The following is a 14,035-nucleotide window of genomic DNA, read 5'->3' on the forward strand; positions in this document are numbered from 1 at the left end:
CATGGCAGCTAAATCACTAAAACCCGTTTTACTCTCACTTTGTGCTTTGGGTGTTGTCTCTTGGGTTGGCTATCAATTTTACCAAGCCTATCAACCTGAACCGATCCGCTTACAGGGATTAATTGAAGCCCAGCAATACAGTATTTCCTCAAAAGTTCCAGGGCGTATTGATGAGGTCATGGTCCGTAAAGGCAACGATGTAGAGAAAGGTCAGCTTATTTTTACCCTTCATAGTCCTGAAATTGAAGCGAAGTTAGAACAAGCAAAAGCAGGTGAAAAAGCGGCGGACGCCTTAGCTCAAGAAGCTGAGAAAGGCGCACGTGAGCAACAAATCCAAGCAGCAAAAGATCAGTGGATGAAAGCCAAAGCCGCTGCGAATTTAATGGAAAAAACCTACAATCGTGTGAATAACCTTTATAACGATGGCGTGGTTGCAGAACAAAAACGCGATGAAGCTTTAACTCAATGGCAAGCAGCGAAATACACAGAAAGTGCCGCGTTTCAAATGTACGAAATGGCAAAAGAAGGCGCTAGAAGTGAAACCAAAGTGGCTGCGGCGGAAAAAGCGCGCATGGCATCAGGTGCCGTAGCCGAAGTGGAAGCGTACGCGAAAGATACTCAGATCTACAGCTGGTTTGACGGCGAAGTCTCTCAAGTTCTACTTCAAAGTGGTGAATTAGCACCTCAGGGCTTCCCGGTTGTTACTGTGATAGATACAGAAGATGCCTGGGCGACAATTAATGTGCGTGAAGATTACCTTCAACACTTTAAAAAAGGAGCAACCTTTGATGCCTATTTGCCTGCCTTAAATAAAAATGTTGAGTTCAAAGTAACGCATGTTGCCGTTATGGGTGACTTTGCAACGTGGAGAGCAACCGATGCTTCTCAAGGTTTTGATCTTCGTACCTTTGAAGTAGAAGCTCGTCCAGCTCAACCCGAACCTGAACTGCGTATGGGAATGAGTGTTGTCGTTGAACTTTAATCACAACCATTAGGTTAATGCTATGACGATTAAGATTTCACAGCGGCATATCTTACGACGAGATAAGTGGTTGCTTTCGTGCCTTACTTGGATACCGATTTTGCTCGCGATGATGATTTGGGGAGTGTTCTCTGCGGGCATTGCCCGGGATCTGCCAATCGGTGTGGTTGATCTACAACATTCCCAACTTTCTCGAAAGCTCATTCAATCTTTGGATGCGTCGTCGAGTCTGGCTGTTAATTATCACTACACCAGTGCAAGCGAAGCAAAAAATGCGATGATTGAAGGCGATATCTACGCTTACGCGGTTATCCCATCTAAATTCGATCAAGATATTCTCCAACACCGCCAACCTCAACTCTCTGTCTTTTACAACAGTCAGTACATTTTGGTTGCGAAACTGATCAACTCTGCCGTTGCGCAAGCACAAGGCTATTTCGATGCTCAGGTTGAAGTAATGAGCAACTTGGCTAAGGGTAACACCACAACGCTAGCGGCGGCTGGGCAGGCTGTACCCGTGTCGACACAAATAACCGCATTATTTAACCGTAACAATAACTACGCACAATTTTTGGTAACGGCTATCGTGCCAGCCATTTGGCAAATATGTATTGTAGTAAGCACTATTTTGATTCTTACCGCGCACTTTCGCATTTATGGTGGAAAGAATGGCTTTGCGTTTTTGGGCGAAAAGCCATACGCCAAGCTCACTTCCCTATTAAGTCAGTACATTCCGGTCTTTATGGCGCAAGGTGCATTGTTCTTATACTGGTTTTATTCCGTGCTTGATTGGCCAATGGAAGGCAGTTTTTTGGTTATGCTATTAGCACAATTGGCGACGGTTATCGCCTGTATCATTATGGGGGCGTTGTTCTTCTTCTTGTCGATGGATCCTGCACGTGCGATGAGTTTTGCTGGCGCGTTTACGGCTCCAAGTTTCGCGTTCATGGGAATTACATTCCCAGTTTCTGACATGAACACGCTCGCTTATGCATGGCGTTCATTATTGCCGATTACCCATTACATTGAAGTGCAAGTGAGTCAAGCAAGCTATGGAGCATCGGCCGCACAATCTTTAAGCTCGCTATGGCCTATGGTTGGCTACGTTGTGCCCCTGCTCATTACCGCAGCCTTGATGGGTAAACATCGAACAGCTTCATCAACACGCCAAGCGAAGGAGGCGGTATGACATTGTGGCAACTGATTAAAGCGGAACTGAAGGCCGTTCTAACCAATCCAGTCGTTACGTTGACCGTTTTTGGTGGTGTCGTATTTTACTCGTTTTTATACCCTTTGCCTTATGCACAACAAACGCCTCGTGAACAACCAATCGCGATTGTTAATTTAGATGGTAGTCAGACGAGTTTAAAGCTGGAACGTATGGTTGATGCCACTCCACAAGTCAACGTAGTTACTCGACTTCATACGATTGCCGATGCAAAACAAGCATTTTTACAACGAGAGATCACCGGTTTTTTAGTCATACCAGAACACTTTTACAAAGACCTCATGTTAGGTAAAAGCCCGACTCTAGCCTACGCTGCGGACGCCTCGTATTTTCTCGTGTACGGAACCGTGGTAGAGGGATTGGCCCAAGCGGGAGGCACATTAGGGGCCCAAGTGAAAGTCAGTAAAATGGTGATAGATGGTGTGCCCATGAGTATGGCTAGCCATAATTACTCTGCTATTAAGCTTAATATGAAACCGACGTTCAACCCAACCATGGGTTACATCGAATACGTAGTGCCAGCAGTATTTGTTCTGATTTTACAACAAACGTTGATCATGGCGGTTGGATTACAAACGGGAACACAGCGTCATGGTCGTGGCTACTGGTCTCAAGTATCAACGGGATCGCTGCTGCTTGTGAGAACGTTAGTATTTGTGGCAATTTATTATTTACTCGGCGCCTATTATTTTGGTTTTAGCTTCGAACGTTTAAGCGTAAACCATATCGCCAACGCGGGCGAACTACTGACCATGTTGTTCCCGTTCTTTTTAGGTTGTTGCGGACTAGGCTTCTGGCTAGGTTACTTACTACCTAGGCGTGAACTGGTCACCTTAGTCGTCCTCGTGAGCTCTATGCCGCTCATTTTCTTGGCTGGTTTTATTTGGCCGATTGAAGCCATACCTACTCCCTTGCTATGGATTGCTGATTTAAGCCCAAGCACTTGGGCGATCAAAGCTTTCTTAGCGCTAAACCAAATGGGGGCAACCTGGCAACAAGTCGCTCTACATTGGACGGCACTTTGGGCACTCACTGTGCTTTGGGGTAGCGTTGCGTACTGGATTGCTAAGCGAAGTAACAAGCCAGTTGTAACAGAGAGCTTGGGGTGACAGCTGACATTTTTTATTACTATAAAAAAAGCCGGGTAACTAAACCCGGCTGAAAATCTGCGTCCTTGCAGCGGACATATGGTAAAAACACTTTTTGCTCTGGGCTTACCCATTGAGCGAGGTTAGATTAAGGCAAAATAGTGATATCCCATACTCTCGTATAGAGGGTGTGATCCTTCAAAATTTGAAGCCGGATATTTTGAGTCGGATAAAACGAAAACAAGGCTCGAAATGAGCCTTGTTGGAATGAAATGAGTCTTTGGAATCAGCGACGAAGGCTGTCTTCGAATCGCTGGCGATAGTTATTTATCACGGTCATTAGCGATTGCTTGATATCACCAACCTGTTTCGAATGTGGACACCATAGTGCAAAACCAAACTTGAACCCTTCAAGCATCTCGGCAGATTCGACAGGTTCAATCGAATGGTTGGCAAACTCAGTGTTAGCAAAGGTTTTAGGCAGTAGCGCCCAACCCAAGCCCGCTTCGACCATTTTTATCACGAGGGCAAGCTGATCGACTTCTTCGTTATCAGAGCTAACGATGATCTTCTCCGCCATGCCTTCTTCGATAAATGAGCGTAAGACAAATTGCTTGCTGCTTTTCAATGCGGTTAAGACTTCATCTTTCTTCAACTTAGACAGCTCTCCACCTTTTTGTGCAAAAGGGAAAAACTCGAAATGCCCAAGGAAGGTGGCATCAAAGCTATGCATCGCCTGGCTATCATGAACATTCACGATACCGAAGTGGAATTCACCACTAGCGATCCCCTTTTTGATGTCCTGTTTATTCCGAACAAAGAAGTTCACACGCATTAACGGAAAGTCACGTAACAATTGCTGGCGAATTTCAACCAAAGCACGATGCGGAATCACACTAGAATAGGCGATACTAACATTCTCTAACCCACCGTAAGCCAGACTTAATGCGACTTTATCGAAAGTACGTGCTTGTTCGATGGTTTGCTTAGCATAGTGGTAAAGAAGATGACCATCTTCTGTCGGTTCTACCGAGCGCCCCACTCGCTCAAACAGGTTGACCGCCAGTTGATCTTCAAGATTGGTAATCACCTGCCCTATTGTGGTTCGGTGCTTATTGAGTTTGACCGCCGCCTTACTAAACGAAAGCTGTTCATAAACGGTTACGAACGCGAGAAGTTGTTCAAAACTAAAATTCATAGGTTGTGCTTACTTTTTAGAGTTATCTAATTAAATTACCACAAGATCGTAGAATTGCTACTTGGTAACGGTAACAATCTGCGTTTGAATTCCTTCTCGACGACACAAAAAAACCTACTAGCGTCAGTAGGTTTTCTCTAACTTAGTTGTACTCAACGACACGAGCTAAATAGTTGAATTCTCCTGAGTCACCATGGTAATCACGGTAGACATCGACACTGAAATATTTAGGTTGATCAGCGTAAATGTGGCCAACGACTTTTTGCTCAAGTGACTCCAACGTGTCACCGACCTGAGAGTACACGAACTGCTTGTTCACTTTTTCCAATTTACGTTGTTTCGCTTCTTTGTGTGACACATAGTTGTTGATCTCTTCCCACTTTCCCACGAACTCGACCGCCACGTAACTCGAGTTCTCGTCAATCATGATAAAGGCTGCACCTTCTTCTTTGATTGCAGACAGTTGCTGCATGTAACTATCCACTTTTTGCTGGTCAAGATGGGCTCCACTTTGGGCGAATGCAGTCGCGGAAGCTGTAAGCATCATGAGTGTAAGAACGGCTTTTTTCATTGTATCGTTTTCCTGTATTAAGGGAGTTCAGTTACCCAAAGTTGCCCTTGGGTGGCTTTTTTGAATCCATATTCGTAAATCGTCAGCAAGTAGCGGTGATCGAACATATCTTTCGTTACTTTGGCGTACCTGAAATCTTGATCAATGTAGGTAAACTGCATCTCGATATCGTTGATTTCACTGATGTATTTCATTCGATAGAGATCACCACGAGTTTGCGCTAGCGTAAGGCTTGAGACACTTTTCGATACCAAGTCCAAACCTTTGTCTTTTAGTGGACGATACGGCGCTTTTAACGCACCATTGCGAATCACATCCAGCTGAGGCGCTTTTTCTAACCCCAAAGCATCTGAGATTTGTTGATAGTTGAAGTTAGACGGATTAAAGAACACCTGCGCTGCGAGACCGCCATCTACGTGTAACTCCTCAAGTGTTTCTCCATCATGTTCAACATCGATAAATTGTGGAGGGAAAACACCAGGGATCGATGCGCTCGCAGCAAGCACCTTGTAAATAAGTTCAGATTTGTCCGCTAAATCACTGTTCGCAATCGCACCAATATTCCAAATCACCAGTTCGCCTGAATCAAAATGGGTACTGCCAATAAAGAGGCGTTTACCATTGCGGTGTTGCTGCGCCATCGCCTCGATCATGGGCTCAGGGTAAGCGTCTGCGATGAAATCATAGAGGTTCTCACCATCGGTAAACGCGTCCTTAAACAGGGTATTTAAGAAGTTCTTCTTACCCAAAATATTCTTATCATTGATGTTGAGCATGACTTCTTTCATCTTTGGCATCGCATCACCGCCAATGAAAACAAAAGGAGCGATTAGGGCACCCGCACTGACTCCAGTAATGATGGCATAATCTTTTAGCTCCCCCTTTTCCTGCAGCCCCATCAAAACGCCGGCCCCGTATGCGCCGTTTACGCCACCACCCGATAAGGCCAAAATATTGAGCTGTTCACCCTCTACTTTGATCGGTGTGGTTTGATTGTGCGCTGAGTAGAGAAAATCCGGCGCTTCATTGGCCCACATTCGAAGTGGCTCATTTGGTGTCGAACTCGCGATCTCGACATCTTTATAGTTGCTTTGAGAAACACGAACATCCAGCGTATGGGGTGAACTACAAGCTACTATCAGCAGCGAAAGTGCAACCGTCACACCAGAGGAAATTAAACGATTCATAATCAGTCTCATTTAATGTTCTCTGGCGTATGACCAGAGACTCAGTTTGAAGTTAATTGGGTCAAAATAAAGTCCATTTCGTTGTGTGGAGTTACTATAGCTAGGCACGGCTAAACCCCATAATCGCGATTGTAGGATGCTATCCATCAAAGCAATTATGCCAAGTTTCTATATGCTAACTTTACGCTTCTCCGTTAATTAGGTACTGCGCTAAGCAATTTTCACGACATTGAACTCATGCGTCGGTTCGACAAATTCGTATTGGGCATTGATCGTCTGTAGCTCCCATGTGCCATAGCCTTTTGTGATCTCCAATACACCGTAAACGGCGTTATGTGTATGACGAAAGGCTGCGACAGGAGACATCTTCTTCACCAAACAAGAGGTAAAAATCGCAGAAATTAAATCACCGACACCCACTGGCTGCATAGCAAATTCAACACTAGGGCGTTGGGCCAAATAGCTTGCTTTCGGCGTGGCTAAAATCATACTGAAGGCGTCATCTGTTAGAGCATGCAGGTGTTTCACCAATACCATTTTCGGTCCTAACTCTAAGGCTTTTTTACATGCAGTGACCGCATCATAAAGAGAGTCAATTTTCACACCTGTTAACTCGCTCAGTTCAAACTGGTTAGGAACAATCACATCAGCGATGGGCAACAAGCTATGGCTTATCGCTTCTTTGACACCGTCTGCCACAATGCAACCTTTGTCTGGATCACCCATAACTGGGTCACACACATAAAGTGCACTATGGTTACGCGATTTGACTAAACTTACCGCTTCGGCCACCGCTCGACATTGCTCTGCGCTGCCTTGATAACCGGACAGTATCGCGCCACATTCGCCTAACTTCTCAATGTTATCTAAGCCTCTCATTAGAGAATGAATTTCATCTGCCCCAAACTTCTGTCCAGTCCAACCTTGCTGGTACTGAGTGTGATTTGAGAACTGAACCGTGTGGATTGGCCAGACTTCAAGCCCCATTCTCTGCATTGGGAAGACTGCAGAGCTGTTTCCTGCGTGGCCATAAACCACATGAGATTGAATAGAAATAATGCTTTTCATAAGTCACTCTTAATTGGGAAGTTTGTTAGCTTGGCGACTAAATAAACACAATGCCGCGCACTGTGCTTATTTGGTCGGAATAGCCTCGACAACGCCGAGGCTTATTCTTAATCAGGCTGGATTAATTAGCCTTGGAATTCAGCAAAGTACTCATCCAACACTTTGCGTGTTGCACGACCGATAAGCTCGTATTCGTGGTGAGTAAGGTTTGCTAATGAAACTCGAACTGATGCGTGCACTACATCGAAGCCTTGGCCTGGAAGTAGGATAACGCCGGTTTCATGTGCAAGGCGGAACAGGAAGTCTTTGCCCTTCTCGCTCGCTTTGAACCATTCAACGAATGCTGGTCCGTACAATTTGCCGCCCAGAGTGTCGAGCTCAAGCAGTGTGTAGTAGTCCACACGATCTTTGTTTTCTTCAATTTCTACACCCATGTTTTTGTACAGAGTTTTGTAACGCTCGCGAATGATGCGTTTACATGCTTCTTTGTAGTTTTTCTCTGAGTCCATCAAGCAGTTCAATGAGAACAGCGCCATTTGAACTTGTTGAGGAAGAGACAAACCTGCTGTGTGGTTAAGTGCTACGCTGCGGCTATCTGCAACGATACGGTCAATAAACTTGATCTCACGAGGTTCCGGAGTCAGCGTTTTGTAACGATCGTCCAACTCAAGTTGACGCGCTTCAGGAAGGCTGCGCATTGCATCGTCAAACACGTTGTTGTGTTGAATTGCAATCGAGCCTAAACGCCAGCCTGTTGCACCGAAGTACTTAGAGAACGAGTACACACAAAGCGTGTTGTATGGCAGTTTCGCAAACAGTGAGACAAAGTCGTCCGCAAATGTGCCGTATACATCGTCAGTCACAATGAACAGGTCGCTACGTTCATTGTTTACGAAGTTTGATAGGTTATCCAGAGTTTCATCCGAGAACTTCACAGACGCTGGGTTTGCTGGGTTAACAACACAAAGCAGTTTGATGTCTGTATCTGCAAGCTTTTCGATTTCAGACATCGGCAGCTGCCATGTTGTCTCATCCAGACGTAGTTCAACGATTTCCAGTTCGTATTCACTCAGTTCTGGAATTTCTAGGTACGGCGTAAAGATTGGAGTGATTAGCGCGACCTTGTCACCTTTCTTCAACAGACCGTTGTTGAACATAGTTTGGAACGTGTACGTCATAGACGCTGTACCGCCTTCTGTTGCAAACAGATCGAAGTCTGTTGTCATTGGCATCGGGCCGTACATCTCTTCGGCGATGTACTGTTTCACAACTGTTTCGATGTTCGTCAACATGCGTGGTGGCACTGGGTAGTTACATGCAAGGTATGCGTTAACCAGTTCATTCAAGAATGCTTGCTTCTCTAGACCCAAACGGTCTTTTGCGTAGCTCAGCGACTTTTCCAAGAACTGTACGCCTTGGTCTTGTTTATTCTTGCTTGCAAACGTATCGAAGCGCTCAACAATGCCCACACCATCTGGAATGCCACCGAAACCACCATCTAGGTATGAGTAAGTGCGCTCGGCTTCCAATATTGCGAATTCACCCAAACGAATGAACGCTTTACGTGGTAGTGTCGCTAGAAAATTAGGGTTACCACGACCTGCATCTAATAAAGCGCGGTCAGGAACAGTTTGTGCCACTTCAATAAGTTTATCTTTTAATTCAAATGGGCTTAAATCTGCAAATTTTGAAAAATCAATTGTTGTGTTTTGCGTAGTCATAATATTTACCTGAATCTATTATTTAGTAAAATTTGGATAATACTTCCCCTACCGCCTATTTAATTAGGCGATAAGAGTGTTCGAATTTATTTAAATTACATGCCTGCGTTTAAAGTAATAATGCCGACAATAATTGGACCCCATAGGGTAAGCAGTACATTGGCGACTGCATAAGTCACGGTGAATGAGAATACTGGTGTTGCATTACCTGTTTTTTCCATTAAAGCCGCGAATGCTGGGTTCGCACTTCGTCCACCTGTAACACAGCCAAGTGCTTCAACTGGGTTCTTAATCTTCAATACAAAATATGAGAAGAAGAACGAAATAATCTGAGGGATAATCGTTACACCCATGCCAAGGAACAACAGAGACATACCGTGTTCTTTGATGGTGTCGACCGCTTGAGGCCCAGCCTCAAGGCCAACAATGCCCACAAATGCTGCCAAACCGAAATCTCGAATAAAGTTCGCGGCACCCACAGGAAACTGAGCAACATGCGGATTGCGGCTACGCAACCAACCGACGATCAAACCTGAGATCAAACAACCTGCACCAGAACCGATAGTGACGGGAATACCAGCAATCTTAAAACTGATTAGACCAATTAATAGGCCCACCACCATGCCCATACCAAGCACGACTAAGTCAGTCACGTTTGCTGAGCCCATTCGCTGACCAATGTTTTTCTCAACGCGATTGATGTCTTTTGCGGTACCTGTAAGCTGGATGACGTCGTTTTTCTTCACCACAAGATCCGGCGTCATTTCAATTGAGTTGCCTTCACGAATATAGTCTGTCACATAAATACCGCGCATAGAGCCTTGGTTCGAAGCCTCTTTAATCTCTTGCAGCGACTTACCAATCAGTTTGCGGTTGTCTGCGATCAGTTGACGGTTTTCTTCTATAACTTCATAGCCTTCTGGAAGTGCAATCTCGTTGTCAGCCAAACCATCTTGCAACTGATGTACTGCATTACGGCGACCTGTTACAACAATGACATCCCCTTCTTTCAGTGCTGTGAATTTGTCCACGTCTAGCACTTTGCCATCGCGTTGAATCAATTCAATACAAGCAGCCAGAGCGTGTTGGTTTAACTGAGCTAAGGTTTTGCCTGCTAGCCCACCATCTTTGCTCACTTTAAATGCTCGTGTAACCAGCGCTGTGACGGCGTTGAACTCACCCGGCGCTAAATCACGCTTACCATTTGAATTTTTCTCTTCTAGAGCAATCGCTTCTGCTCGGATATCCCACTTCATCAATGTTGGGAATACCCATGTCACCATCAGAATTGGACCAAGCGAACCAAAGATGTACGTAACCGCGTAGCCTACTGCGACGTTGGTCTGCATTAGGTGCTTCGCTTCTTCTGTCACACCACCAAGACGTGCGATCGCATCACCCGCTGTACCGATGATTGCCGATTGAGTCAAACCACCAGCTGCAAGGCCTGCTGCCGTACCTCTGTCTAGATCAAACATCCAAGCTGCTGCTAGTACACAAAGCAGGCCAGAAACCGTCATCACTACAGCGGAAAGTAGAATGTTGATGGTTCTAAAGTTCAATGCTTTGAAGAACTGCGCACCACCTTGATACCCTACTGCGTAAATAAAGAGCGCAAAGAAAATGCTTTTTACTCCGGGATCAATATGAACACCAAATTGCCCAATAATTACACCCATTAATAATGTTCCGGCAACACCGCCAAGAACAAATCGACCAATGGTAATTTTACCTACCATATAACCGAGAGAGAGCGTAATAAAGAGAGCAACAAATGGTGCCATGTCAAAAAGGTTAGAAATAATTTCCATGACAATTTTACTCTTAATAATAAATATAAAACTCAAATAATCTAACGAATAATCTGTCACTCATATTTGTTGGATTATTTAATTTAAAAAGCATCTCGTTTGCTTCGAAGCGAATATTAGAAACAAAACCTCACAACTCGTAATCCCATTTGAAGGACGAAACCATCACTTCGCATATTCAAAAGCAAACATCGATCAATAATTGTCGAAATTTTAATAACTTAGTGTTCTGCAATAGACACCAGATAAATCGGAAAATAATTTTATTTTTGTTTTTGCTCTCCAAAAAGCGGTTTGGTTGCATCATTTCCTCTATATAGCGCATAACACCTTTCGTTTGATGGATTAGATCCTCCAAAAGCGATTATCACGGATGTCATCATTTGCCTTATCTTCCCATTCATCAAGTTAATAGAGAAAAACACCATGAACTCAATGCCACATGAACTTGTGTGGGGCGAAGTTTACTTCCCACCCTTGTTGCTGGTTATTGCATTGGCTTACATGCTCACCATTTTGGTCGGAACCGTTGCAACAAAACTGGGACTCCACAAATACGTTGCATTTCCTGCGCTCGCTGAGCTAAGCCTAATTGTGATTTTTACTGGCGTTATTGGTCGATTCATTACCATATTTTGAGGCAAATTCCGTGATAAAACGTTATCTCATCACACTGCTATTACTGTGTTCCGCTGGCACCGTGATTTTCAGCTACTACCAATCATACACTGACAACCCATGGACTAGAGATGGCCAAGTTAGCGCGCACATCGTTTCTATAACCCCCCGCGTAACAGGACAAATCATCCAAGTCTACGTTGAAGACAATTCGCAAGTGAAACAAGGCGATTTGCTGTTTGAGATTGACCCAAGCATCTATAAAGCGGCGTACCACAAAGCGCTAGCAGCTCAAAAGCAAGCCATTGCATTACTAGCAAAGGCCAAAAATGAAGAGCAGCGAGCTCTTAAGTTAGAAAAGCGCACACCTGGCGCTGTACCTGTACTGACATTGAATAACCTAGACAATGCGGTGGAGACAGCCGTTGCCAACGTAGAACTCGCGAAAGCCAATGTTGAAGAAGCCAAGCTAAACCTTGATTACACAAAAGTTTATGCGCCAACGAATGGTTATATAACTAATTTGAACTTACGCGTCGGCTCTCAAGTCGTCGCTAACTCCCCAGTCGTGGCTTTAATTGATGAAGACAGCTTTTGGATCGAAGGATATTTCAAAGAAACGGATTTAGTTGGCGTTGATCCACAAGATAAAGCCTACGTGACCTTAATGATGCACAATGAAGCTGTGCTGGAAGGAAAAATCAAAAGCATTGGCTACGGCATTGCGAAGCAAGATGGTAGTACTGGTAACGATCTTTTGCCCAATGTGAACCCTAACTTTCAGTGGATACGCTTAGCTCAACGCATTCCAATTAAAGTTAAATTAGATCACTTACCGAAAGATTTTCAACTACGTGTTGGTATGACGGCCTCTATCAAAATCATCAAACAATAATGCGGTGGAATGTATGTTTAATGCCTCAACCAAAGAAGCAATCAAAGCTGCGCTGTCTATCGTTATCGCGATCTGCCTTGCCTTATGGTTTCAATGGGAGAAACCGTATTGGGCAGCGATCGCAGTCGCGGTAATGGCATTAAATGAAAGCTTCGCTCACTCAATAAACAAAGGTCATAATCGCTTATTAGGAACCCTCCTTGGCATCGGTTATGCCTTTTTCCTCATCACGACGTTTTCTCAAGATCGCTTTTTGTTTCTCACCTTCTTCACCTTGTTTTTAGGTGCGTGCATTTTTATGTCGAGCGACGAAAAGTATGGTTATGTGTTCTCTATCGGTTTTGCTGTGTGCTCCATCATCGCATGTATGGGAGGATTTGATAGCCAAGCAACGTTCCACTTCGCTGTTCTTCGCATGCAAGAGACGATTCTTGGTGTGATCACGTTTTCTGTTGTGTACCGATTAGTCTGGCCAGTCAGTACAGAACAAAACTTCATTCAACGTTTTGAGACCAGCAGAGAGGCGATGCTTAACGCTATGAAATCGCCCAATGATATAGATACTGAAGCTCTTGAGACCAACAGCGCCAACATAGAAAAGTTGTTCCAACTGGTCGGCTTACCACTTACTGGCAGCTACCACTTGAAAGAACATCGTCAGCTATGGCGTGCGCGTTTAAATGAGATGGCACAAATCCAAGACCGATTGCTAGAACAAGCAGATAAATCGCAAAGTCGTGAGATCGATTGGCCAACGCTAACGCAGCAACTTCAAAGCTTTGATATTAAAAATCCAAGTACGTCGCTCATTGGTCACGTTGCTTATGTCATGCAAAGAGAGAAAAACACGGTTTGGCATCACGAGCATCGAACGTTTATCCAGCATTTGAATGAAGACGGCAGAAAGGTATTGCAAGGTGTATCCATGTTCGTCACTTCTTTGTTGATCTGGATTTATCTGCCCGTACCCGGAGGTTTCATTTTTCCGATGCTAGCAGGCGTGTTTTCTTCAATCGTTCCTACTATGCCACCAAGCATTATTAAAGATGCATTTTTTGGTGTGATAGGCACTGGCACGGTGATTCTATTGCAATACATTTTCCTAATGCCAATGATGACCGAGCTTTGGCAGCTTGGGCTATTCTACTTCATCAACATCATCGTAATTTGGAAAGTCTTTTCCACACCAAAACTGATGGTACACAGAATTCTAGGTATTAACTTATTGGTTGTCTTGACATCAGGAGCGCTCAATTTAACCCCAGCGTATCGAATTGAAACGCCCTTGCTGATGCTGGTAAACATTATGATCATTTTGATGATTGCCAAGTTGTTTACTGATCTGTTTCGTGTTCGCGTTACGGTCTAAGCGTCAGCTCCGTACTTGAAACTAAAGCCCTGCATTGCTTCTGCTCTGCGGGGCTTTTTTTTGTGAGCTAGCCATTATTCCTTCGTACCCCATAAAGCGAGGATAGTATCCATCAAAAGCGATTAACGGAATCTCTCTTCACCTCATAAAATCCTCTCATTGATTTACGAAATGCAATTAAAAACACGGCATTCACAACGTCAATCACAGCAAACACATCTATCTAACTGAACAAGAAGTTCAGTGACACATTAACTGTCTGAGTCTCGAAGGTTTGAGGCTATTCAGAGTGGAAATCG

12 protein-coding genes are annotated in these 14,035 nt (G+C 44.4%); 6 read left to right on the top strand and 6 right to left on the bottom strand.

Annotated features, from left to right (window positions below; genetic code table 11):
• Window position 1: 1 nt before the first annotated feature.
• From ACHFJ9_RS16260 to ACHFJ9_RS16270, 3 genes are read left to right on the top strand one after another with little or no spacing between them, the layout of a single operon-like run.
• Complete coding sequence (locus tag ACHFJ9_RS16260; RefSeq protein WP_258693341.1) at window positions 2–982, top strand: HlyD family secretion protein; 981 nt, start codon at window positions 2–4, stop codon at window positions 980–982.
• A 22-nt stretch (window positions 983–1,004) separates the two neighbouring features.
• Window positions 1,005–2,171, top strand: coding sequence for an ABC transporter permease (locus ACHFJ9_RS16265; RefSeq protein ID WP_031780620.1), 1,167 nt, complete (start codon window positions 1,005–1,007; stop codon window positions 2,169–2,171).
• The gene (locus ACHFJ9_RS16270; protein ID WP_395355507.1) at window positions 2,168–3,319 is read left to right on the top strand and encodes an ABC transporter permease; all 1,152 of its coding nucleotides are present in this window, start codon (window positions 2,168–2,170) and stop codon (window positions 3,317–3,319) included. Before ACHFJ9_RS16265 ends, ACHFJ9_RS16270 begins: the two co-directional genes overlap by 4 nt.
• A 265-nt stretch (window positions 3,320–3,584) precedes the next feature.
• Here the strand turns inward: ACHFJ9_RS16270 and ACHFJ9_RS16275 are convergent, their stop codons facing one another.
• From ACHFJ9_RS16275 to aspT, 6 genes are all read right to left on the bottom strand, one after another.
• Entirely contained in the window at window positions 3,585–4,496 is a 912-nt protein-coding gene (locus ACHFJ9_RS16275; RefSeq protein WP_203347169.1) for a LysR family transcriptional regulator, read from the bottom strand.
• 142 nt (window positions 4,497–4,638) lie between these two features.
• Window positions 4,639–5,067, bottom strand: coding sequence for a hypothetical protein (locus ACHFJ9_RS16280; protein ID WP_395355509.1), 429 nt, complete (start codon window positions 5,065–5,067; stop codon window positions 4,639–4,641).
• A gap of 17 nt (window positions 5,068–5,084) precedes the next feature.
• Window positions 5,085–6,254 carry a patatin-like phospholipase family protein gene (locus ACHFJ9_RS16285; protein WP_017634571.1) on the bottom strand — a complete coding sequence of 390 codons (1,170 nt, stop codon included), beginning with the start codon at window positions 6,252–6,254 and terminating at the stop codon, window positions 5,085–5,087.
• A 210-nt stretch (window positions 6,255–6,464) separates the two neighbouring features.
• The gene (pdxY, locus tag ACHFJ9_RS16290; protein WP_005377109.1) at window positions 6,465–7,322 is read right to left on the bottom strand and encodes a pyridoxal kinase PdxY; all 858 of its coding nucleotides are present in this window, start codon (window positions 7,320–7,322) and stop codon (window positions 6,465–6,467) included.
• A gap of 125 nt (window positions 7,323–7,447) precedes the next feature.
• Window positions 7,448–9,043 carry a bifunctional aspartate transaminase/aspartate 4-decarboxylase gene (locus ACHFJ9_RS16295; RefSeq protein ID WP_047009847.1) on the bottom strand — a complete coding sequence of 532 codons (1,596 nt, stop codon included), beginning with the start codon at window positions 9,041–9,043 and terminating at the stop codon, window positions 7,448–7,450.
• A 95-nt stretch (window positions 9,044–9,138) separates the two neighbouring features.
• Entirely contained in the window at window positions 9,139–10,854 is a 1,716-nt protein-coding gene (aspT, locus tag ACHFJ9_RS16300) for an aspartate-alanine antiporter (protein ID WP_042523827.1), read from the bottom strand.
• A 426-nt stretch (window positions 10,855–11,280) separates the two neighbouring features.
• On the opposite strand from aspT, the gene ACHFJ9_RS16305 reads away from it, so the two are divergent.
• The 3 genes from ACHFJ9_RS16305 to ACHFJ9_RS16315 are packed head-to-tail and all read left to right on the top strand — an operon-like array spanning window position 11,281 to window position 13,736.
• Complete coding sequence (locus ACHFJ9_RS16305; protein WP_005377106.1) at window positions 11,281–11,493, top strand: DUF1656 domain-containing protein; 213 nt, start codon at window positions 11,281–11,283, stop codon at window positions 11,491–11,493.
• 10 nt (window positions 11,494–11,503) lie between these two features.
• Window positions 11,504–12,367, top strand: a complete 864-nt coding sequence (locus ACHFJ9_RS16310; RefSeq protein ID WP_047009848.1) for an HlyD family secretion protein — start codon at window positions 11,504–11,506, stop codon at window positions 12,365–12,367.
• Window positions 12,368–12,380: 13 nt separating this feature from the next.
• Window positions 12,381–13,736: an FUSC family protein gene (locus ACHFJ9_RS16315; protein WP_257890106.1), complete on the top strand. Its 1,356-nt coding sequence runs from the start codon at window positions 12,381–12,383 to the stop codon at window positions 13,734–13,736.
• Window positions 13,737–14,035: the final 299 nt, after the last annotated feature.

Source organism: Vibrio sp. D3, assembly GCF_043995865.1.
GTDB lineage: Bacteria > Pseudomonadota > Gammaproteobacteria > Enterobacterales > Vibrionaceae > Vibrio > Vibrio diabolicus.